The 22,220-nt window shown below is 59.2% G+C and carries 19 protein-coding genes; 9 read left to right on the forward strand and 10 right to left on the reverse strand.

The window, feature by feature from the left end:
• Positions 1 to 56: 56 nt before the first annotated feature.
• On the reverse strand, positions 57 to 989 hold the full coding sequence (locus G3A56_RS14760) for an endonuclease/exonuclease/phosphatase family protein (RefSeq protein ID WP_082182719.1): 933 nt from the start codon (positions 987 to 989) through the stop codon (positions 57 to 59).
• A 309-nt stretch (positions 990 to 1,298) separates the two neighbouring features.
• Here G3A56_RS14760 and petA point away from each other — a divergent pair, with 309 nt between their 5' ends.
• The 4 genes from petA to G3A56_RS14780 all read left to right on the forward strand — a co-directional run bounded on the left by petA (position 1,299) and on the right by G3A56_RS14780 (position 4,841).
• Positions 1,299 to 1,877 (forward strand): ubiquinol-cytochrome c reductase iron-sulfur subunit, encoded by a 579-nt coding sequence (gene petA / locus G3A56_RS14765; protein ID WP_035220195.1) that lies wholly within the window; start codon positions 1,299 to 1,301, stop codon positions 1,875 to 1,877.
• 14 nt (positions 1,878 to 1,891) lie between these two features.
• On the forward strand, positions 1,892 to 3,175 hold the full coding sequence (locus tag G3A56_RS14770; protein ID WP_035220197.1) for a cytochrome b: 1,284 nt from the start codon (positions 1,892 to 1,894) through the stop codon (positions 3,173 to 3,175).
• 22 nt (positions 3,176 to 3,197) lie between these two features.
• Positions 3,198 to 4,082, forward strand: coding sequence for a cytochrome c1 (locus G3A56_RS14775; protein WP_035220199.1), 885 nt, complete (start codon positions 3,198 to 3,200; stop codon positions 4,080 to 4,082).
• A gap of 216 nt (positions 4,083 to 4,298) precedes the next feature.
• Positions 4,299 to 4,841 (forward strand): adenine phosphoribosyltransferase, encoded by a 543-nt coding sequence (locus G3A56_RS14780; protein ID WP_003494623.1) that lies wholly within the window; start codon positions 4,299 to 4,301, stop codon positions 4,839 to 4,841.
• 273 nt (positions 4,842 to 5,114) lie between these two features.
• Here G3A56_RS14780 and G3A56_RS14785 read toward each other — a convergent pair whose 3' ends face one another.
• The 3 genes from G3A56_RS14785 to ychF all read right to left on the reverse strand — a co-directional run bounded on the left by G3A56_RS14785 (position 5,115) and on the right by ychF (position 7,503).
• On the reverse strand, positions 5,115 to 5,582 hold the full coding sequence (locus G3A56_RS14785; protein WP_082182718.1) for a MaoC family dehydratase: 468 nt from the start codon (positions 5,580 to 5,582) through the stop codon (positions 5,115 to 5,117).
• Positions 5,579 to 6,052, reverse strand: coding sequence for a MaoC family dehydratase (locus G3A56_RS14790; protein ID WP_003494628.1), 474 nt, complete (start codon positions 6,050 to 6,052; stop codon positions 5,579 to 5,581). The genes G3A56_RS14785 and G3A56_RS14790 overlap by 4 nt, the downstream gene beginning before the upstream one ends.
• 347 nt (positions 6,053 to 6,399) lie before the next feature.
• The gene (gene ychF / locus G3A56_RS14795) at positions 6,400 to 7,503 is read right to left on the reverse strand and encodes a redox-regulated ATPase YchF (RefSeq protein ID WP_082184483.1); all 1,104 of its coding nucleotides are present in this window, start codon (positions 7,501 to 7,503) and stop codon (positions 6,400 to 6,402) included.
• A 253-nt stretch (positions 7,504 to 7,756) separates the two neighbouring features.
• Here ychF and clpS point away from each other — a divergent pair, with 253 nt between their 5' ends.
• Complete coding sequence (gene clpS, locus G3A56_RS14800) at positions 7,757 to 8,068, forward strand: ATP-dependent Clp protease adapter ClpS (protein WP_035242132.1); 312 nt, start codon at positions 7,757 to 7,759, stop codon at positions 8,066 to 8,068.
• Positions 8,069 to 8,289: 221 nt separating this feature from the next.
• On the opposite strand, the gene G3A56_RS14805 is transcribed toward clpS, so the two are convergent.
• From G3A56_RS14805 to G3A56_RS14825, 5 genes are all read right to left on the reverse strand, one after another.
• Positions 8,290 to 8,742: a GNAT family N-acetyltransferase gene (locus G3A56_RS14805; protein ID WP_082182717.1), complete on the reverse strand. Its 453-nt coding sequence runs from the start codon at positions 8,740 to 8,742 to the stop codon at positions 8,290 to 8,292.
• Between the two features lie 7 nt (positions 8,743 to 8,749).
• The gene (gene pth, locus G3A56_RS14810) at positions 8,750 to 9,466 is read right to left on the reverse strand and encodes an aminoacyl-tRNA hydrolase (RefSeq protein ID WP_003494636.1); all 717 of its coding nucleotides are present in this window, start codon (positions 9,464 to 9,466) and stop codon (positions 8,750 to 8,752) included.
• Between the two features lie 99 nt (positions 9,467 to 9,565).
• Positions 9,566 to 10,279: a substrate-binding periplasmic protein gene (locus G3A56_RS14815; RefSeq protein ID WP_082184482.1), complete on the reverse strand. Its 714-nt coding sequence runs from the start codon at positions 10,277 to 10,279 to the stop codon at positions 9,566 to 9,568.
• A 16-nt stretch (positions 10,280 to 10,295) separates the two neighbouring features.
• A complete protein-coding gene (locus G3A56_RS14820) occupies positions 10,296 to 12,683 on the reverse strand; it encodes a putative bifunctional diguanylate cyclase/phosphodiesterase (RefSeq protein WP_082182716.1) in 2,388 nt (795 codons plus the stop codon).
• Between the two features lie 240 nt (positions 12,684 to 12,923).
• Positions 12,924 to 13,532 carry a 50S ribosomal protein L25/general stress protein Ctc gene (locus G3A56_RS14825; protein WP_004430287.1) on the reverse strand — a complete coding sequence of 203 codons (609 nt, stop codon included), beginning with the start codon at positions 13,530 to 13,532 and terminating at the stop codon, positions 12,924 to 12,926.
• 305 nt (positions 13,533 to 13,837) lie between these two features.
• On the opposite strand from G3A56_RS14825, the gene G3A56_RS14830 reads away from it, so the two are divergent.
• From G3A56_RS14830 to adh, 3 genes are all read left to right on the forward strand, one after another.
• A complete protein-coding gene (locus G3A56_RS14830) occupies positions 13,838 to 15,919 on the forward strand; it encodes a putative bifunctional diguanylate cyclase/phosphodiesterase (protein WP_082184481.1) in 2,082 nt (693 codons plus the stop codon).
• A 108-nt stretch (positions 15,920 to 16,027) separates the two neighbouring features.
• The gene (locus tag G3A56_RS14835) at positions 16,028 to 16,987 is read left to right on the forward strand and encodes a helix-turn-helix domain-containing protein (RefSeq protein WP_082184480.1); all 960 of its coding nucleotides are present in this window, start codon (positions 16,028 to 16,030) and stop codon (positions 16,985 to 16,987) included.
• Positions 16,988 to 17,211: 224 nt separating this feature from the next.
• Positions 17,212 to 18,729 (forward strand): aldehyde dehydrogenase, encoded by a 1,518-nt coding sequence (gene adh, locus G3A56_RS14840; RefSeq protein WP_082182715.1) that lies wholly within the window; start codon positions 17,212 to 17,214, stop codon positions 18,727 to 18,729.
• A 185-nt stretch (positions 18,730 to 18,914) separates the two neighbouring features.
• Here the strand turns inward: adh and G3A56_RS14845 are convergent, their stop codons facing one another.
• Entirely contained in the window at positions 18,915 to 21,176 is a 2,262-nt protein-coding gene (locus G3A56_RS14845; protein WP_082182714.1) for a methyl-accepting chemotaxis protein, read from the reverse strand.
• A gap of 190 nt (positions 21,177 to 21,366) precedes the next feature.
• On the opposite strand from G3A56_RS14845, the gene G3A56_RS14850 reads away from it, so the two are divergent.
• Entirely contained in the window at positions 21,367 to 22,206 is an 840-nt protein-coding gene (locus tag G3A56_RS14850; protein ID WP_082182713.1) for a glycosyltransferase family 2 protein, read from the forward strand.
• Positions 22,207 to 22,220 lie beyond the last annotated feature (14 nt).

Below are 22,220 nucleotides of genomic sequence, written 5' to 3' on the forward strand. Positions count from 1 at the left end.
GCCCTGCTGTGATGGCTATGGACGGCGGCCTTCGGGCCGCCGTTTCATGTCCGGAGCTACCCGCCAATCATGAAATCCGCCACCAGCCCATAGTGATTGGAGCCGAGGCGGTTGGGCAGGCGGGTGGTTTTCATCAGCGTCGCGGGCTCGCGGGCGAAGATATGGTCGATGGCGATGCCGAAGTGGCCTGCTTTGGTTGGCCATGTGGCAGGCTCCCAGGCGGCTTTCTTCAAGTCGTTGGCGGCAAGAAAATCACGCATGTCGGGGGCGATGCTTGCCGAATTGAAGTCTCCGGCCAGAATGAGCGGCCCGGTGACGCGAAACAGAATCTCGCTGATTTCGTCCAGTTCGTCGCGGTGATAATCGTCGAAATAGGGTTTGGTGATATGTCCGGCGGCGAGCGTCAGTTCCGTGCCGTCGAAATCGATGCTGGCGATGGCGAACCGGTCGCGGCGCAGATCGCTGAGGCTGTGGAAACGGCCTTCCAGCAAGGGCCGCTTTGACAGAATCAAGAGGTCGCAGGTCGGCGTCCCGGCAAAGCAGCCAAGCCTGTACGGGTAGGTTTGCTGCAGGCGCGACAGAACCGATTGCAGTGCCGTTGCCTCGAACAGATATACTGCATCCGCACCTGATTCGAGAATGGTATCGGCAATCGCATCCGCATTGGCGGCGTTATTCATCAGCACGTTGAATGACAACAGCCGGAATGGTCTCGCCCCGGGTGCAGCGGTGGCGGAGGTGGAAAATTCCATGAGCATGGCGATGGCATGGATGGCGAGCGCAAGCGACCAGACCACCAGAACAGCCGAAATCACGTCGCGCGTGAGCCAGAATATCAGGCACGACAGGAGGATACAGACAATGGCGATGTGAAGCTGGAAACTTGTGACGAAGGCTAAAAGCCAGAAATCGGTCACATAACGCAGGCTGGCGATAAAAAGAACGGCAGCCACCACGGTGGAGACCATGCAAGCGAGCTTCGCCGTCATCCGAATCCCTGCTTTCCAAGCTCTCCCTTCGCGTCTCCTAACACGGCGCCGGGGTGCGCACAATGTTGCCCGCCTGCCAAGCCTTATGAAAAAATGAGAAACAAATCGGGTCCCTCAGGCAGAATTACGGCAGCTTTGTGTGCTTTGCTCTTGCCAAGTCAGTCAATATTTTGCGATCAAACAGAATGACGCGGTTTCTTTACGCCGCAGTTGTGTCCAGGACGATGGGACGGAGTTTGTCCTGGATCAAATCATAGCGGGAGGACTCATGCGATTTACGGCAAAAACAGCGCAGAGGATGGTGTAGCGGTGAGCGAGCACGTAACCAATCACGACGCCTCGGGTGAACCGACCCGTCGCGATTTTCTATATCTAGTAACCGGAATGGCGGGCGCCGTTGGTGCCGCTGCAGTCGCATGGCCTTTCATCGACCAGATGCGCCCAGACGCATCGACGCTGGCGCTTGCCTCCATCGAGGTGGATGTCGCGGCGGTCGAGCCGGGCATGTCGCTCACCGTCAAGTGGCGCGGCAAGCCGATCTTCATCCGCAACCGCACGGAAAAGGAAATTGAGGAAGCCAAGGCCGTCGCTCTTGGCGATCTCAAGGATCCGGTGGCACGCAATGCCAATATCGCCGCAGACGCGCAGGCGACGGATATCGACCGTTCCGCCGGTCAGGGCAAGGAGAACTGGATCGTCATGGTCGGTTCCTGCACCCATCTCGGTTGTGTTCCGCTCGGCCAGGCCGGCGATTTCGGCGGGTGGTTCTGTCCCTGCCATGGCTCGCACTACGATACGGCGGGCCGCATACGTAAGGGTCCGGCGCCGCAGAACCTCGCCATCCCGACATTTGCATTCACATCCGATACCGTGATCAAGATCGGATAAGGGGACAGATATTCATGAGTGGCCATTCCAGTTATCAGCCGTCCACCGGCATCGAGAGGTGGATCGATTCGCGGCTTCCCTTGCCGCGCTTGATCTATGACAGCTTCGTTGCCTATCCTGTCCCGCGTAACCTGAACTACGCCTATACCTTCGGTGCGATGCTTTCGGTGATGCTGATCGTGCAGATCCTCACCGGCGTCGTGCTTGCCATGCATTACGCTGCGGAAACGACGGTTGCCTTCAATTCCGTCGAAAAGATCATGCGTGACGTCAACCATGGCTGGCTGCTGCGCTACATGCATGCCAACGGTGCGTCCTTCTTCTTCATCGCGGTTTACCTGCACATCGCCCGTGGCCTCTATTACGGCTCCTACAAGGCGCCGCGCGAAATCCTCTGGATTCTCGGCTGCGTGATCTATCTTTTGATGATGGCGACGGGCTTCATGGGCTACGTTCTGCCCTGGGGCCAGATGTCCTTCTGGGGCGCCACCGTCATCACCGGCTTCTTCACGGCTTTCCCGCTCGTGGGTGAATGGATCCAGCAGTTCCTGCTCGGTGGCTTTGCGGTGGACAATCCGACGCTCAACCGCTTCTTTGCGCTGCATTACCTGCTGCCCTTCATGATCGCGGGTGTCGTCATCCTGCACATCTGGGCGCTGCATGTGACCGGCCAGACCAACCCGACCGGTGTGGAAGTGAAGAGCAAGACCGACACGGTTCCCTTCACGCCCTATGCGACGCTGAAGGATGCGCTCGGTGTTTCGGTGTTCCTGATCGCCTATGCGTGGTTCATCTTCTACATGCCGAACTTCCTCGGCCACCCTGATAACTACATCATGGCGGACCCGCTGAAGACGCCGGCGCATATCGTGCCGGAATGGTATTATCTGCCGTTCTACGCGATGCTGCGCGCCATCACCTTCAATATCGGGCCGATTGATTCCAAGCTCGGTGGCGTTCTCGTGATGTTCGGCGCGATCATCGTGCTGTTCTTCCTGCCCTGGCTCGATACGTCGAAGGTTCGCTCCGCCGTCTATCGTCCCTGGTACAAGATGTTCTTCTGGCTGTTCGTGGTCAACGCCATCCTGCTCGGCTGGCTGGGTTCGCGCCCTGCGGAAGGCCTCTATGTCGTCATGTCGCAGATCGGCACGCTCTACTATTTCGGCTTCTTCCTCGTCATCATGCCGATCCTCGGTCTGGTCGAAACGCCGCGGCGTATTCCGAATTCGATTACCGAGGCCGTTCTTGAAAAGAACGCCGCCAAGAAGGGTGCCGCGCCAGCGGCCGCCCAGATCTGAGCGCGAAGGAAGGATGACGACAATGAAGACGCTTCTCACGAGCATCGCGCTTATCGCCGCCATTGGCTGTTCCGCCGCCGCTTTTGCGGCGGAGGAGAGCCATGATCTCGCCACCAAGACGGAACACGCGATTGCCGGCGGTCACTTCCCGGTCATCAAGCCCGAGGAGCAGAGCTGGTCCTTTGCCGGACCTTTCGGCAAATACGACAAGGGCCAGCTGCAGCGTGGCCTCAAGGTCTACAAGGAAGTCTGCTCCGCCTGCCATTCGATGAGCCTTGTTTCTTTCCGCACGCTCGGGGATCTCGGTTATTCGGAAGAGCAGGTGAAGGCTTTCGCCGCTGAATATGAAGTGCAGGACGGGCCGAATGCCGAAGGCGAAATGTATAATCGCAAGGCCGTGCCTTCCGATCATTTCCCCTCGCCGTTCCCGAACCATGAGGCGGCAGCCGCCGCCAATGGCGGGGCGGCTCCGCCCGACATGTCGCTGCTTGCCAAGGCACGCGGTGTTGAACGCGGGTTCCCGCAATTCATCATCGACATGATCCCCATTATCGGCGGTTATCAGGAAGGCGGCCCGGATTACATCCATGCGCTGCTGACCGGATATCAGGATGCACCTGCCGGCGTTGAAGTGTCGGAAGGCACGCATTTCAACCCGTATTTCGTCAGCGCCGTGGCGCTGAAGATGGCGCCGCCTATCAGTGCCGATCAGGTTACCTATGATGACGGCGCGCCGCAGACCGTGGATCAATATTCCAAGGACGTGTCGGCATTCCTGATGTGGGCCGCAGAGCCGCATCTGGAACAGCGCAAGCGCACCGGCTTCATGGTCATGGTGTTCCTGTTCATCTTCACGGCGCTGATCTATCTCACCAAGAAATCGGTCTACGCCCGCAAGGAACATTGAGCCGGTTTTAAATGGCTGCAATCACTGGCCCCCATGGTCTTGCCCTGGGGGCCTTTTCATGTGTTGAGGGATGTCATGACGGTGATCCGCATCCCGATATCTGCCAGCGACGTCGCGCGCTGACGGTCGTCGGTCCTTTTTAGTTGGTCCGCAGCCGTCAAGTTGATAGGGTGCCCCGAACCTTCTGATCCATTTCCCATTGTAACTGGAAATACCATGACCGTTATCGCTTCGGAGCTTTCCGCTGCCATCCGCTCCATTCCCGACTATCCGAAGCCGGGCATCATCTTCCGGGACATCACGACGCTGCTCGGCAATCCGCGCGCTTTCCGCCGGGCGGTGGACGAGCTTGTGCAGCCCTATGCGGGCACGAAGATCGACAAAATCGCCGGCATGGAAGCGCGCGGCTTCATTCTGGGCGGAGCGGTGGCGCATCAGCTTTCGGCCGGTTTCGTGCCGATCCGCAAGAAGGGCAAGCTGCCGCACACCACCGTGCGCGTGGCCTACAGCCTTGAATACGGCGTGGATGAGATGGAAATGCATGTGGACGCCGTGCAGCCCGGCGAGAAGGTCATTCTTGTCGATGATCTGATCGCGACCGGCGGCACTGCCGAAGGCGCGGTGAAGCTGTTGCGGCAGATGGGTGCGGAAATCGTCTCCGCCTGCTTCGTCATCGATCTGCCCGATCTTGGTGGGCGCAAGAAGCTGGAAGACCTCGGTGTCGAGGTGCGGACACTGGTGGAATTTTCGGGGCATTGAGGCGTGTGGGGGCGCTACCCCCCTCTGCCCTGCCGGGCATCTCCCCCTCAAGGGGGAGATCGGCAAGACGCTCTTCCACCACTTCATTCGCAAAGGCTGAGATGGGCGAAACGTCGCCGCATATCGATCCCCCCCTTGAGGGGGAGATGCCCGACAGGGCAGAGGGGGGTAACGCCCCGCACGCCTTAGAGCGTTCTCGCTTTTTTTCGGATCGGGAAAACGCTCAGGGGTCGGTCCGGGGCAATCGGCAGCAGCCATTTTGCCCCGGTGGGTTTATTCGAACTCCAGAACTCCGCTCTGGAAGGTCATCACGGTTTGGCCCGACTGGTTTACGCCTTCATTGAAGGTGGTGTTCAGCCAGACACCAGCCCTTGATTCCAGCGGGCGGGCATCGAGCAGGGTGACGAAATAGGTCACGTTGTCACCGGCAAAGACCGGTTTCTTCCATTTGAGTTCGCGAAAACCCGGGGAGGGGCCAAGTTTCGGCGGTTCAAGACCCTGTTGTTTCAGTCTTTTGACCTCTTTCGCCCAATGGGAAAGAAAACATTTCATCCAGCCCGCGCCGGTGTGCCAGCCGGAGGCGCATAGCGCGCCGAAAACGCTGTTCTTTGCAGCTTCCGCATCGAGGTGGAAGGGCTGCGGATCGAAATCGCGGGCGAAACGGATAATGTCTTCGGCGGAAAAATGCAGCGTGTCGAGGGTGACGCGTTCGCCGATGGGGGAGAGTTCTGCCAGTCTCATGCTGTAACGCCTCCATCCGCGCGCATGCGGAACATCACGGTGTTTTCGCCGTGTGACACGAGAACGCCGCGCTGGTTATAAAGCTCGTGGCGGAATTTTACGAGGCCGATGCCGGGCCGTGAGCCCGAAGGCCGCTGCTCCAGCACGATGGATTTTCCAGAAAGCGTGTCGCCCGCCAGAACCGGCTTCTTCCAATCGACATAATCGATACCGGGGCTGCCCTGCGAGGTGGAATCGGTGATGTAGCTGTCTGCCATCATCCGCATCAGCAGGCTGCAGGTGTGCCAGCCGGAAGCCGCCAGTCCGCCGAGAATGCTCTGCCGGCCCGCCTCTTCGGAAAGATGCATGGGCTGGGGGTCGAACTCGCTGGCAAAAGCGATGATCTGCTCTGCGGAAAGTGATTGCGGTCCAAGCGGAAATTCCCGCCCGGCGGAAAAATCCTCATAGGCATATGTCGCGACCGGCGCCATGGTTTCCTCCCTTCGTACAGTCAATATCGCCGGCATCTAAAATGATTTTTCCCTTTACGTAAAGGTCAAATCTAGGGTGAGGATATTCTGATGAGGGCAGATGCCGCGTTGTATGGGACTGTGTGGCGCAGAGCCTATACCCCTCCGCCGTCATCCTCGCCCTTGAGGCGAGGATCCATGGCATACCCGCTACAAGAGGTATGGATCCTCGGGTCAAGCCCGAGGAAGACGCGGGATTTGGGGACAGGTTTTCAAACGCCACTCTCCAGAGGCGATCCAGACTTTCTCCGCTCCGCCGAATGGCAAGATTAAATTCGGCGGAGCAAAGCAAATGGTTCCAGAACAGATCAGGTATTGAAGCGGAAATGGATGACGTCGCCGTCCTGAACGACATATTCCTTGCCTTCGTCGCGCCCCTTGCCGGCTTCCTTGGCGCCGACTTCGCCCTTGTAGGCGATGTAGTCGTCAAAGCCGATGGTGAAGGCGCGGATGAAGCCGCGTTCGAAATCGGTATGGATGACGCCGGCGGCGGCGGGAGCCTTGGTGCCGCGGACGATCGTCCAGGCGCGGGTTTCCTTCGGGCCGACGGTGAAATAGGTGATGAGGTCAAGCAGGTGATAGCCGGCGCGGATCAGCCGGTCGAGACCTGCTTCGGTAAGCCCCAGCGCCGAGAGGAATTCTTCGGCTTCATCGGCAGGAAGCTGCGCGACTTCGGCCTCGATCGCCGCCGAGATGATCACGCATTCCGCGCCCTGTTCCTTTGCCATCGCCGCGACGGCCTCAGTGTGCTCGTTGCCGGACGATGCGTCGGCTTCCGAGACGTTGCAGACATAAAGCACCGGGTGCGACGTCAGAAGGTTGAGGCCTTTGAGGATTTCGATCTCCTCGGCCGCCAGCGTCTTCAAAAGCAGGCGTGCCGGCTTTCCGTCGTTGAGCAGCGCGATGACGGCTTCCATGACAGGCAGCTGGGCGAGGGATTCCTTGTCCTTGCTGCTGGCGCGCTTGCGGGTCTGCTCGACGCGGCGTTCCAGGCTTTCAAGGTCGGCGAGCATCAGCTCCGTCTCGATCGTGTCGGCATCGCCGACCGGATTGATGCGGCCTTCCACGTGGGTGATATCGTCGTCTTCGAAGCAGCGCAGCACGTGCACGACAGCATCGACTTCGCGGATATTGGCCAGGAACTTGTTGCCGAGACCTTCACCCTTCGATGCGCCGCGCACCAGGCCGGCAATGTCCACGAAGGAAATGCGGGTCGGAATGATTTCCTTCGATCCGGCGATGGCTGCAAGCTGCTGCATGCGCGGGTCCGGCACGGCCACTTCGCCGGTGTTGGGCTCGATGGTGCAGAAGGGATAGTTGGCGGCCTGTGCGGCCGCCGTTTTCGTCAGCGCGTTGAAGAGGGTGGACTTGCCGACATTTGGCAATCCAACGATACCGCATTTGAAGCCCATGGCTTGAAACCTGTCCGTTTGAAAGAATTCGTTGAGGAGCCTTTTGCGGAAAGGGCCGGGCAAGGTCAAGCCCGCGGGCCGATTTGGGCGGGCAAAGCCCTGCGAATGGTGCGGAATTTCGCGCGGATGCGGCGCCGGGGTTGTCGATGCTGCGGTTGCGGCGCAATATGTATCGGTCGAGCAACCGATCTTTCGTCATCAACGGGGATTTTCCCCATGGGCTACAATTGAGTGACAATCACGGGCGACAATGATGAGTGACAGTCCTGTCGATCTCAAACCGAAACCGAAAGTCAAACCCAAGCTGGAACGGCCGAAACTTTACAAGGTCATCCTGCTGAATGACGATTATACGCCACGCGAATTCGTGACCGTGGTGCTGAAGGCCGTGTTCCGCATGAGCGAGGACACCGGCCATCGCGTGATGATGACGGCGCATCGTTTCGGCAGCGCGGTCGTCGTGGTCTGCGAACGCGATATTGCCGAGACCAAGGCCAAGGAGGCGACCGATCTTGGCAAGGAAGCCGGGTTTCCGCTGATGTTCACCACGGAGCCGGAGGAGTGAGCTCTTTTATGGCGCAGCGGCAGGCTGATGTGTTCCCTGTTCACCGCACTCCCGGCCGCTCCTCATTCCTGTGCTTGTCACAGGAATCCAGCCAGCCCAAGTCTTTGGGCTGAAAAGAGTCGCCCCGCCGCACAGACGTGCGTCGACTGGATTCCTGTGACAAGCACAGGAATGAGGGAGTGAGGAGCAATTGCAGGTCAATTAATATGCAGTGCTACGGCCTAGTCCCGCCGCACCTGAAAGCCCGTCTTGTTCTGCACAAAGCCGCAGCTTTCGTAAAAGGCCTGAACCTCGGGACGCTGGCGGCCAGTCAGCAGCATTACCTTGTAGCAATTTGCGGCAAAGGCCACCTCGATGGCATGGCGTACAACCGCGCGGCCATATCCCCGGCCGCGATGGCTCGCCAATGTCACCACATTTTCGATGAGGGCATAGGGGCGGGCGGAGCGCGTCAGGTTTGGAACCACCAGAAGCGTGGCCGTCGCGACGGGTTCTCCGCCCTCCGTTGCCAGAAACACGGTAAGGCCAGGTTGGCCGAGCATTGCGTTGAAAGCGGTTCTTGCCTCTTGTGCCGTCAGTTGCGGGTCGGATGGATTGAGCGCCTGGTAAAGTTCAAGCAAGCCGGGCAGATCGGCGGAGTCCGCCTCGCGCAGGGTGATGGTTGCTGAGGACATGCGCGATCTAGTCCTTCTTGCCGAACATCCGCTTCAGCATTTCGGCCATGGGTCCGGTTTCCGGCAGCTTTTTCGGCTGGGCGCTATTGCGTGCCTGATGGATGTGGGATTGCGCGGCGGGCTTGGCAGCTTTTGCCGGTTTTTCAGCTTCCGGCTTGCTGCCGGTGGCAAGCGCCAGCTTGTTCATTAGCTGCGAATCCTCTGATTTCACCAGCATGGCGGCATTGTCGGCAATGGCGTCCAGCAGCGGCTCCAGCCAGACCCGGTCGGACTTGGCAAAATCGCCGAGCACATGGCCATGCACGCGCTCCTTGTCGCCGGGATGGCCAATGCCGAGACGCAGACGGCGGTATTCCTTGCCGCAATGGGCATCGAGCGACTTCAGGCCGTTATGACCGCCATGGCCGCCGCCCGTCTTGATGCGCGCGCGGCCGGCGGGGAGATCGAGTTCGTCATGGATGGCGATGATGTCCGCCGGGGCGAGCTTGAAGAAGCGCATGGCTTCGCCGACGGATTCGCCGGAAAGGTTCATATAGGTGAGCGGCTTCATCAGCAGAACTTTCTCGCCGCCGATCTCGCCTTCGGAAATCTCCGCCTTGAACTTTCTCGCCCAGGGCGAGAAGGAGGGCAGGCGCTGTAGCGCATCGACGGCCATGAAACCGATGTTGTGGCGGTTTCCCGCATATTGCGAGCCGGGATTACCGAGTCCTGCGATGATCTTCATGGAGCATGTCCGCGTTTTGCCTGACGATGCTGTTGTCACCACCCCGAAATCCGTCGGCTGTCAATCATTTTATGAGTTTATGGAGACACTGAAAGGTGTTCAGGGGCTGACGAGTTTGTAGCGGTCGAATATGCGCTGTTGTGTTCCATCGGCGATCAGCCTGTCCAGCCGGGCCTGCAATTTCGCAATGACCGCGTCGGGCACGCTTTTGTTGCAGGCAAGACCCAGCTGTTGCCGCGTGAAGGTTATCACTTCCTTGAATGTGTCGGCGGGCAGGCTTTTGAAGGTGCTCTCCGACATGGGCATCAGGTCGATTCTTCCTGCTCTCAGCTTGTGAAGCGTGATCTGGAAGTCCGCACCGACATCCACCTGCGGGAAACCGAGCCTTTCCAGAAGGGCTTCGGTATAGTCGCCGCGCTGGGTGCCGACCCGGTATTTCTTGGCGTCCTCAAGGCTTGAAACATCGATATTCGCCTCGCGACGCGCCACAAGAATGTTGCGGTCGCTGTGGATCGGCGAGACCCATTTGAAGAGCTTTTCGCGTTCGGCGGTTCTTGCCGTGGCGAAGACGCAATGCATGGGCTGCATCGTCGCCATGGCGATTGCCCGCGCCCAGGGCATGACGGTGACCTCGTAATCGGTGCCGGTTTCCTCAAGCACGATCTTGAGCTGTTCTATATAGACGCCACGTACGCTGCCATCGCTCGCCTGCAGATTGTAGGGCGGGTAGACCTCGGTCGTCAGGAAAAGCTTGGCCGCACAGGCCGGATTGGCGAAAGCAAGAAAGACCAGACAAAAGCGGATCAATCCCATCATCGCTCCCACCGGCTCACGCTTGCCGCGCTACGGGGCGGCTTGCTTCCGAAGCCGCGTCCAATGCGTCCATCACTCTTTCGATGGGTTGCGGGCGTGCAAAGAGATAGCCCTGTCCGTAATCCGCACCGATCTCCGTCAGAAGTTCCTTCTGCTCTGCCGTCTCGACGCCCTCGGCAATGACTGCGCAGTTCATCTTGTGGGAAATGGCGGCAATGCCCTCGACCAGCATGCGGTTGCGCTGCCTTATCTCAATCGCGTCGTCGCAGATGGAGCGGGTGAAGGACTGGTCGATCTTGACTATATCGACCGGAAAACGGCTGAGATAGCTGAGCGAGGAATAACCCGTGCCGAAATCGTCCAGCGCGATGCGGCAGCCTAGCTGATGAATGGCGTTGAGGATCGCCCGGATTTGCGGGTCGTCCTTCATGATGACGGCTTCGGTTATCTCGATGACCAGCCGTTTGGGAAGAATGCCGTGTCGATGCAGCACGCCGGCGATCCGCGTCGGCAATCCCGGTTCGAACTGCAGCGGCGAAAAATTCACCGCCACATAGGTGTGCTCCATGCCGGGCAGGAGCGACAACCTGGCAAGATTGGCAATCGACTGATCGAGGATGACATTGCCGATGCGATTGATGGTGCCGTTTTCTTCCGCAAGGCTGATGATGGCGGCGGGGGAGAGCAGACCTTTTTCCGGGTGGTTGAGACGCAAAAGCGCCTCGAAGCCGGCCGTCCTGCCGCTTGCAAGATCCTGAATAGGCTGGAAATACGCCTCGAACCAGTTTTCGGAAAGCGCCTGCGCGATATCCCGTTCCAGCTCCGCATGTTCGCGCGCCCGGTCCATGATCGAACTGTCGAAAATCTGTGAGCCGTTCCTGCCCGTTCTTTTGCGGCTATACATGGCCATGTCGGCATTCTGCAGCAGTTCGGAGGCACTGGAGGCGTGCAGAGGGTAAATCGCCATGCCGATGCTGGCGCTGAGACGGATGCTGTTGTTTTCGATCTCGAAGGGCGTGTCCAGCATGGTGCAGATGCGCTCGCAGAATTGCAGGGCGCGCTCTTCCACCTTGTCGCCGGCAAGCAGAATGGCGAATTCATCGCCGCCCAGACGTGACGCGCTGTCCAGCGGCGTCAGCAGGGGTTCGAGTTTCATCGTGAATTCGCGGAGTACCGCATCGCCCGCCGCATGACCGAGATTGTCGTTGATCGCCTTGAACCGGTCGAGGTCGATGAACAGGCACGCCAGTTCGCTGCCGTTTTTGTCCGCGTCGCGGATCTGCAGGTCGAGAATTGCCTCGAAGCCCTGGCGATTGAAAAGACCGGTCAGATGATCGGAAATGGCCTGCTGACGGTTACGTTTCTCCGACTGGCGCAGTTCGGTCACATCCGTCATGACGCAGAGGCAGGTGCTCTGCTGCGTGGCATCGCCGGAATCGAGGGCTTTTTCGAGGATGAGGGCGTCCATGGCATCGCCATCCATGCAATGGAAGCGAACAGTGATGCCCGTATGCGGCGCGTCCGGCGACTGCTGGGCTGCCTTGCGCCTCTGGAACAGGGGGCGATCATCCGGGTGGATGAGATCGACGAAATTCAGGCCGAGTATTTTCGCCCGGTCGTAACCGGTCGCCTGCACCCAGTAGTCGCTGACGGCGGCAATCCGGTCGTGCCTGTCGAGCGAGAACAGCATGGCGGGCGTGCGGTTGTAGATTTCGGTTTTCCGCTCATGGGCGTTCTTGATCTCCAGCTCTTCCTTTTCGAGCTGGGTCTGCATCTCGTTGAAGCTTTTGGCCAGCCGACCGATCTCGTCCTTGGACCGCCAGTCGACATGGTGGCGCGAGCCTAGACGTCGTGTCGCCTCTATGGCGGCCGTGAGTCGCATCAGCGGGCGGATGACCATGAAACGGTTGCCGGCGATGGCCGCAAGAACCATGGTGACAATGGCGAGGATGAAAATCGTGATGAAGGACAATTCGGTGCGGCTGAGAGAGGTCAGCAGGCTGACGTCGTCATAATAGATCGTCAGTTGCCCGACCGTAACGGACCCCTTCGTGGTCTTGTAGGTCACTTCGCGTATCGTCGAAGAGGCATCCTGAATGATGTCGCTGCCGGCTGTCTGGACGATATCGAGCTGGCCGGAGGTATCCTTGACCTCGACCATCTTGATCATGGGGTCGGAAACGAGGGTTCCGGTGATCTGGTTTATCGTGTCGTCGTCGAGATCCCATAGGGGACGGGCAAGCGCCTGAGAATTTGTCGACAGCAGGATTTCAAGATGATTACGCTGGCTGCGAACGGCCTCATGATAGGAGAGCGTGAGCAAAAGCGTGAATAGCGGAGCGACCACTGTAAGAAGTGCGCCGGAAACAATCGCGATGAAGCGGCTTTCGACGGAATGAGCCATGTTCGACTGCAGTTACCCTTTGCCCCTGAATTACTGCGTCCCGTTTTTCCACCCGTCCGGTGGTTTTACGAAAACGCAGGGTCATCGTTTCATGGAATTGTTAATCGACGCTGAAACAGGCCCGGCATCATGTGCGGGGCAGAAGGGTTTCTGTCTTTAAAGTTCATAAAAACTAAAAAGCCCGTTCCGAAAACGGAACGGGCTTCAATATTCAAAGCTGTCGGGCCTTGCGGCCGCCGATTATTCCTCGGAAGCTTCTTCGGTCGTTTCTTCTGCAACGCCGCCAGCCGGAGCGACGATCGTTGCGATCGTGAAGTCACGGTCAGCGATGACAGGCGTGATGTTCTTCGGCAGCTTCACATTCGAAATGTGAACGTTGTCGCCGATCTTCAGACCAGCGAGATCAACCGTGATGAACTCCGGAATGTCGTTGGCCGGGCAGTGGAATTCCACCGTGTGGCGAACGATGTTCAGAACGCCGCCGATCTTGATGTCCGACTTTTCTTCGTTGACGAAGTGAACCGGAACTTCAACGTTGACGAGCGTGTTGCCCGAAACGCGCAGGAAGTCGACATGCATGGTGAAGTCGCGGACCGGATCAAGCTGGTAGTCCTTCGGGAGAACCTTGATCTTCTTGCCGTCGACGTCAATGATCGCAACCGTCGTCATGAAACCGCCGGCGTGGATACGCTTGGTGACTTCGTTGGTCGACAGGGCGATGGAAATGGGGGCCTGCTTGTCACCATAGATGACAGCGGGAATCAAACCGTTGCGGCGAAGTTCACGAGAGGACCCCTTACCAACTCGTTCGCGCGCCTCGGCCTTGAGCTCATACGATTCTTTGCTCATGGCAATTCCTTTCGAGGTTATATGGAGAGTTCACGCCAAACAGAGCGGCCTGAACTGGAGAGGCTTTGAAGCCATCCCGCCCGCGTTGCCTCCAAGGGTGTCTACACGGGTGCGGGCGCTATAATACAAACGGGACATAAAGACAAGGGCCGCGTCTTCACCGGAATATCATGCTTTGATTTAATTAGATTATTCTAATTCAAGCATATGGTGAAAGTTTTAATCTATGCTTATCCATGCATATAAACCGGCTGCAAACTTGGCAAATGATAAAGCGTTCCGGAATTCCAATTGTGTAGATGACAATGCTCAAAGTTCTGCAATGCCTCGCCGTCGATCACGACTATCGATATACCGCCGCAGCGGTCTTCGTCTGCATGCTCGGAAGCTTCGTTACAATGCGTCTTTTTTCGAGGGCGCGTCTGGCAACGGGGGTACAGAAGATCAACTGGCTGTTTCTAGCGGGTGTGAATGGCGGCGCGGCGATATGGACGACCCATTTCGTGGCGATGCTGGGTTATGTCGCTGCCGGTGACGTGGGTTACGACCCCTATCTGACGGGGCTGTCGCTGCTCATCGCCATTGTGACCACGACCGCCGGTTTCGGCATTTCCGCCTATGGCGGACGTAGCGTGCTGGTGGAAGCGGGCGGGATGATACTCGGCCTCGGCATTGCCGCCATGCATTATACCGGCATGGCTGCCTACAATGTTCAGGGCATGATTTTCTGGAGCCAGGCCTATGTCATCGCCTCGCTGGTGCTGGGTGCGGTGCTGGGCGCTGTCGCGATCAATCGGGTCGCACGCCCGGTCAACTGGTTCTGCCAGTACAGCGCGGTCACCTTCCTCATCCTCGCCATCGCCTCGATGCATTATACCGGCATGGCCTCGATGTCGTTCGCGTTTGATCCGCGCATCGTCATTTCGGAAAATCTTCTGCCGCCGGCGGTCATGGGTGGGGGGGCCATTGCAGTCACGCTGCTGTTGCTGGCGCTCGGACTTTCCACCTATGTCATCGATGCCCAGTCCACCCAGCAGGCTGTTGCTCGCTATCGCCACCTTTCGCTGCATGATCCGCTGACGGGCATTCCCAACCGGGCGGCCTTTATCGAGCATCTCAATCGCCGCACGCGTCATGTTTCCATGGGTGCGCATACCGCACTTCTGTCGATCGATCTCGACCGTTTCAAGGAGATCAACGACGTGCATGGTCATGCGGCGGGTGATGCCGTGCTGCGCGCCATTGCCGACCGGGCGAGTTCCGTACTGAAAGCCGGAGAATTTCTGGCGCGCATGGGCGGCGACGAGTTCGTGGCGATGACCCATTCCTATTATACCCGCGCCGACGGTGCGGAATTTGCCCAACGTCTGATCGAGCAGATCAGCAGGCCGGTCGAATGGAGCGGGCAGACATTCTGCGTGGGTGCGAGCGTTGGCATATCGGTGCGCAACACCAGCGCCATTGACGCCGATACGCTGATGGCGCAGGCCGACGTCGCCATGTACCGCGCAAAAAGCGGGACGTCGGATACGATCTGCTTTTACGACAAATCCATGGATGAGGCCGCCCGCGAGCGCAACGTCCTTGCGATCGCCATGCGCAGCGGCCTCGCCAATAACGAATTCGAGCTTTATTATCAGCAGCAGAACGACACCAGAAGCGGCAGCATTGTCGGTTTCGAGGCGCTTTTGCGCTGGAACCGACCGGAGCGCGGCATGGTATCACCTGCCGAATTCATTCCGATCGCCGAACAGACCGGATTCATCGTTGACTTGGGCGAATGGGTTCTGCGGGAAGCCTGCGCGCAGGCGGCTCTCTGGAAGAAATCGCTTTCCATCGCCGTCAATGTCGCGCCGCAGCAGCTTGCGGACAATGATTTCCCCGAAAAGGTCGAGAGAATTCTCGCTGATACGGGGCTTGCGCCGGAAAGGCTCGAACTGGAAATCACGGAAGGCAGCATTATCGCCGACCATCGCCACGCGCTCGTCACCATCCGCAAACTCAAGGCGCTCGGCGTCAAGATCGCCATGGATGACTACGGCACAGGCTATTCTTCCCTGTCCACCCTGCAAAGCTTCCCTTTCGACAAGATCAAGATCGACCGTGCCTTCATCGATGGCCTGTCGACCAACCTACAGTCGGAGGCAATTGTCCGCTCGACGCTCATTCTCGCGCACAGCCTCAATATCCCGGTGCTGGCGGAAGGGGTGGAGACCAAGGCCCATATCGAATTCCTGCGTCGCGAAGGTTGCCTGCAAGTGCAGGGCTTCTTCTTTGGCCGGCCGGGGCCTTTGACCTCTATCGCCAATCTCGTTGACGACACCTTCCTGACGGTGGATGACGAGCCGGAAATCGCAGCCGGCCGGCGTTACTTCAAGGCTGTCTGATCGTCCGGCGCAGCCCGCGGTTGCGCCGGGGAGTAACGGTCGCGAAGTTTTTAGTTGAAACGTGAACGCTTCCAGCGCACCATCGCCGAAAAGCTTTGGGAGGAGCGAATGCCGACAGACATCGCCCATGCAGAACGCGTGTATGAGACCGCGCGACAGCGTTCCGCAGCCGCAAGTTCACCGATTATCGCTTCATGGCGCCGTTGCATGGTCAAGCATCGTCTTGCGCCCGAAGAAAATCGCAAGCCCATCTTCTTGAGCGAGTTCGAATTTCGCCGCGCCCGCGAAAGTGCAGCCGGCCTGATTGCCGAAAGCACTGATGAACTCGACCGTATTTTTCACAGCGTCGGCAAGTCCGGCTGCTGCCTGCTTTTGACCGATGCGCAGGGCGTTGCGCTGGAACGCCGGGGTGCCGCCGGCGACGACCGTGATTTTCGCGCGCTCGGACTCTGGTCCGGCGCTGTCTGGAGCGAGGCGAGCGTCGGCACCAACGGTATCGGCACGGCGCTCGTCGACGAGCGTTCGGTGGTGGTCTATCGCGATCAGCACTTCTTCACATCGAATACCGAGCTTTGCTGCACCACCGCGCCGATCCGCGACCATACCGGCAGAGTGACGGGCGCGCTCGATATTTCCACCTGCCGTGACGACATCAACGAGATGACCTTCTCCTTCGTCACCCAGGCGGTGAGGGATGCGGCACAACGCATTGAGGGCAATCTTTTCCGCCGAGCCTTTCCCGGTGCGCGCATCGTCGTGGTGCCGACGAGCTTTGGTGCTGCCCTTTCGCTGCTTGCCGTGGATCAGGACGATCTCGTTCTGGGGGCAACACGTGCGGCACGTCTTGCGCTGAAGCTCGATGACCATGTCATCGCGCAGGGGGTACCTGCCGCCGATATTTTGCAGGAACAGCGCCACGACGGCGGTTCCGACCTTGCGGAAGCGGAGCGTTCGGCGTTGCGCCGCGTTCTTTCGCGCACGAATGGCAATGTCACGCAGGCCGCATCCCTGCTCGGCATCAGCCGGGCCACACTTCACCGCAAGATGAAGAAGCTTGCCGTGCATTGAGAGCAGAACCCTTGAAATAGAGGGTTCTGGCTGAATTCGAGCATCATTTCAGGCGAAAAACGGCTCGATTGGCTGCCAGACCGATCTGTCGCGCGGGTTTGTCGCAGATGTGAGACAATGTGCGATGCGGAACCACGCCGCCCCACTACCCGCCGTTGCCATCTAGGCCCACCTTCCTCCCATGCGGTCCGTCGCGGACCGTTTTCATCAGGGAGGATGAAATCATGAATATTCAGGTTCAGCAGAAAGCCGGCGAAGCGCCCTTCAAGCTGAAATACGGCAACTACATCGGCGGCAAGTGGGTGGAACCGAAATCCGGCCGCTACATGGACAATCTTTCACCGGTGACGGGTCACAAGATCTGCGAGGTTCCGCGTTCCGATGCGGCCGATATCGAGCTGGCACTGGATGCGGCCCACAAGGCACGCGAAAAATGGGGCAAGACGAGTGTAACGGAACGCTCCAACATCCTGCTCAGGATCGCCCAGCGCATCGAGGATAATCTCGACCTCATCGCGCGGGCCGAAACCTGGGATAACGGCAAGCCGCTGCGTGAAACCACCAATGCGGATATTCCGCTGACGATCGACCATTTCCGTTATTTCGCGGGCTGCATCCGCGCACAGGAAGGCACGATCGGCGAAATCGACAACGACACGGTTGCCTATCATTTCCATGAACCGCTCGGCGTTGTCGGCCAGATCATACCGTGGAACTTCCCGATCCTGATGGCCGCCTGGAAACTCGCGCCCGCTCTTGCCGCCGGCAATTGCGTCGTGCTGAAGCCGGCCGAACAGACGCCTGCCTCCATTCTGGTTGTCATGGAGCTTATCGAAGATCTCCTGCCGCCCGGCGTTCTCAACATCGTCAATGGTACCGGTCTTGAAGCCGGCAAGCCGCTGGCGCAGAGCAGTCGCATCGCCAAGATCGCCTTCACCGGCTCTACCTCGGTCGGCAAGGAAATCATGCGTTATGCGGCTGACAACGTCACCAACATCACGCTGGAGCTGGGCGGCAAGTCGCCAAACATCTTCTTTGCCGATGTGATGAACGAAGACGACGCCTTCCTCGACAAGGCGCTCGAAGGTTTTGCCTTCTTCGCGCTCAACCAGGGTGAGGTCTGTACATGCCCGTCACGTGCGCTGGTGCATGAATCGATCTACGACCGCTTCATGGAAAAGGCCATCAAGCGCGTTCAGGCCATCAGCCAGGACGACCCGCTCAATCCGTCGACCATGCTTGGCGCACAGGCTTCGCAGGAACAGTTCGACAAGATCATGAGCTATCTCGATATCGGCAAGAAGGAAGGTGCCAAGGTTCTGACCGGCGGCGACCGTAAGACGCTCACGGGCGACCTGAAGGATGGCTATTACATCCAGCCGACGGTGTTCGAAGGCAACAACAAGATGCGGATTTTCCAGGAGGAAATCTTCGGCCCGGTTGTTTCCGTCACCACCTTCAAGACGGTGGAGGAAGCGCTCGAAATCGCCAATGACACGGTTTACGGTCTGGGTGCAGGCGTGTGGAGCCGCGACACCAATGTCGCCTATCGGGCGGGCAGGGGCATCGAAGCGGGCCGTGTGTGGACGAACTGCTACCATGTCTATCCGGCGGGTGCCGCTTTCGGCGGTTACAAGCAGTCGGGCATTGGTCGTGAGACGCACAAGATGATGCTCGATCACTACCAGCAGACCAAGAACCTGCTCGTATCCTACAGCCCGAACAAGGTCGGCTTCTTCTGAGTTCCTCCCCGGAAGCCGGCGACGGATCGTCACGATCAAGCCGGCGTGTTCCCAGGGGCTCTGGCCCCTGGGAGCCCGGATCGGGTTTTCAGGCAAAATAAAAGGCCGGAGGTTCTGCCTCCGGCCTTTTTGATGACGGGGAGCGGAAAACTTCTCCTCCGTCATCCTCGCTCTTTTTGTGCCGATCAGGCCGCGTAGCGCTGGTCCCGCTGTCGGGCTTCACCCACCGAGAATTGTCCCACCTGCTCGGTCAGGCCATCCGCCTCGTTCGCCAGCGAGAAGGCCGCAGCCGTCGTTTCCTCCACCATCGCCGCGTTCTGCTGGGTGACATGGTCGAGTTCGTTGACCGAGGCATTGATTTCGCTGAGGCGGCCCGACTGTTCGCGCGACGCGGTGGCGATTTCGCCGATCTGGTCGTTGACCGACTGGATGCGTTTCTGGATCTGCTCGAGGCTTTCGCCGGTCTTCAGCACCAGTGCCACGCCGCTTTCCACATCGCCTGCGGACGTGGCGATCAGCGTCGTGATGTCACGGGCGGCGGCCGCCGATTTCTGGGCGAGTTCCCGCACCTCCTGCGCCACGACCGCAAAGCCCTTGCCGGCCTCGCCGGCGCGGGCGGCTTCCACACCGGCATTCAGCGCCAGCAGATTGGTCTGGAAGGCGATCTGGTCGATGACGTCGATGATCTGGCGGATCTTGGCCGATGAGGTCTCGATGCGTTCCATGGCGACGATTGCTTCCTTCACGACGGCCGTGGATTTATGGGCGTCCTGCATCGTGCCCGCCGTTGCCTCGACGGCGACGTTGCAGCGTGAGAGGGAGACATTGACGGCCTGCGTCATGTCTCCGAGTGCGGCAGCCGCTTCCTCGAGTGCCGCAGCCTGGCGTTCCGTGCGCCGCGACAGATCTTCCGATGCGCTTTTCAGCTCACCGGAGCCGGAGCGGATGGCATTGGCGCTCTCGCCGATGCTGGAGATCGTTGCATCCAGCCCCGCGATGGAGTTGTTGAAGTCGATGCGCAGATGGTCGAGCGACGGCACGAAGGACTTTTCGATGCGCAGATCGAGCCTGCCGGCCGCAAGATTGGCAAGACCGGTTGCAAGGGCGTCGACGGCCTCTTCCAGCTCCTGAGCGCTTCTGGCCTTTTCCATTTCACGCTGGGCGCGTTCTTCGTCCAGTTCCTCGCTCTTGCGATGGGACTCGGCTTCCATGTGCTGCTTGTCGAGAATGCCCTGGCGGAAGGATTCCAGCGCGCGGGCCATGGTGCCGATCTCGTCGCCGCGGGAAACCGCCTTGATCTCGATATCGTTTTCACCGCCGTTCAGACGTTCCATCAGCCCGGCAAGGCCGGTCAGCGGCTTGGTCAGGCTGGCGGAAACGAAAATACCGATGAGCGTCATGATGGCAAGGACCGCCAGTGTCGCAAGCGTTGCCCAGAAGGCCAGATCGTTGGCGGCGGCGAGAACCTTGCTCTCCTGCTGGCCGATCGCGAGAAGATGCTTCTGTCCGAAGACGGAGACCGGGCGATAGGCGTAAAAGATGTTGCCGGCAGGCGTCTGCGCCATAACCGTTCCTGCTTCGCTGGTGTTCGAAAGGGCCACGAGGCTTTCGGAAACGGCGGCATCCGCCCCGCCCGAGAGCACGCCCGCCCTGAGTTTGCCCTCGGCGCTCAGAAGAACGGCGTCGTCGATGGACTTGCCTGTCTCCTCGGGCGTCACCACCGCGCCGATGCGGTCGGGCGAAATGCGCATGATGACAGCGCCCTTGCGCTGCAGCTGGCCCCAGTTCGAGACCGCGAGCGGCATGCCGATCATGGCCGAATCATTGCCACTGCTGAACCCGGTGGTGCTGACGACGCCGTCCTTGCCGGTTTCGATGCGATCGAACAATTCCTTGATCGCGCTGTTTTGCGGTTCCGTCACATTGGTCAGGAAGTTTTTGCCCTTGGTCACGGAATAGATAATGAGACCGGTCTTGTCGATCACATAGATGTCGCTGACCCGGGTGTTGCGCCAGACGCTGGCAATGGCCGCGTTGATCGTCGCGTGGCGGATGGCGTAGAGCAACCGCAATCCTTCGCCATTGAAGGAGGCGCGCTCTTCCTCGGATACGCCTTCGCGGCGGAAAGCCTGGATGATCGCATCCTTTTCCGTCGGCACGACGTTGGTCATGGTTTCCAGCGCCTGTGCGATCGCGGCATTTTGCGACAGTTCTGAAATGCTTTGTTCTACGCGCAGCGTATAGGCATCAAGCTGCTTGGACTGGTTTCCCGCAACCGTTTCGAGCCTGATTTCGCTTGCGTCGATCAGGCCAGACTTGCCCATCTCATAGGACAACAGCCCCACGGCCAGACATGAAACCAGCGTTGCGCCCGTGACGAGCGCTGCAAATTTGGCCTTGATTGACAATGATTTAGCTTTGACAGCAGTCGGATTTACACCCGGCATCCTGTTTCCTCCCCCCAAAAAAACGTGGCCGCAGGGTCGCAACAATTGTTTACGGTCGCGTTAAAGCGCTTGAGAATTGTATGATTATTTCCCGCATACCGCGAGAAAATCGCCCCTCGCTGCCGCACAGTAAACCGTAATAAAACTGCAATAGAACGGGCGCATACCGTGCGAAGTTCAACGGCTGTTCATATTCATGCAAGCTTTTCGCGCTCCTTCTCCTGCCACTATCGACGATGTTTGCGGCACACGCGCAGACGGATATGACGGAGCCCCTGTGAGATCGACCCCGGATTTCGCCGTTGTCGTGCCCATGCACAATGAAGAAGCGAGCGTCGAAACGCTTGTCGCGGAGATCGTTGCGGCCTGTCAGCCCGTTGGCCGGTTTGAGATCATCGTGGTGGACGACGCCTCCTCCGACCGTACGGCGGATGTCGCACTTTCACTTGGCGGGCGTTATCCCATGCTGCGGCTGGTGCGGCACGACCGTCAGGGCGGGCAATCGGCGGCAATCCATAGCGGTGTGCAGGCGGCGCGTGCACCGATCATCTGCATGCTTGATGGAGACGGTCAGAACCCGCCGGACAATCTGCCGGCACTTCTCGCACCCCTTCTTACCGCCATTGCCCCGAGCCGGCTCGGGCTGGTGGCCGGCCAGCGCGTCGGCCGGCGCGATACGCTTGGAAAGCGCCTTTCCTCCCGCTTCGCCAACGGCTTGAGGGCGCGGATATTGAAGGACGGCACGCGGGACACCGGCTGCGGCCTCAAGGCCTTCCGCCGCGACGCCTATCTCGCCTTGCCCTATTTCGATCATCACCACCGCTATTTTCCGGCGCTGTTCAACCGCGACGGCTGGCAGGTCGCCCATGTCGACGTCACGCATCGGGCGCGCCTGCATGGCAATTCCCATTACACCAATATCGGCCGCGCGCTTGTCGGCATCCACGATCTGATCGGCGTTGCCTGGCTGTTGCGCCGGCGCAAGCGGGCAAGCTGGGCTGAAACCTTCAAAACGGAGACATCGCCGTGAATACACCGGCCTTA

Source organism: Rhizobium oryzihabitans (assembly GCF_010669145.1).
GTDB classification, from domain to species: Bacteria; Pseudomonadota; Alphaproteobacteria; order Rhizobiales; family Rhizobiaceae; genus Agrobacterium; species Agrobacterium oryzihabitans.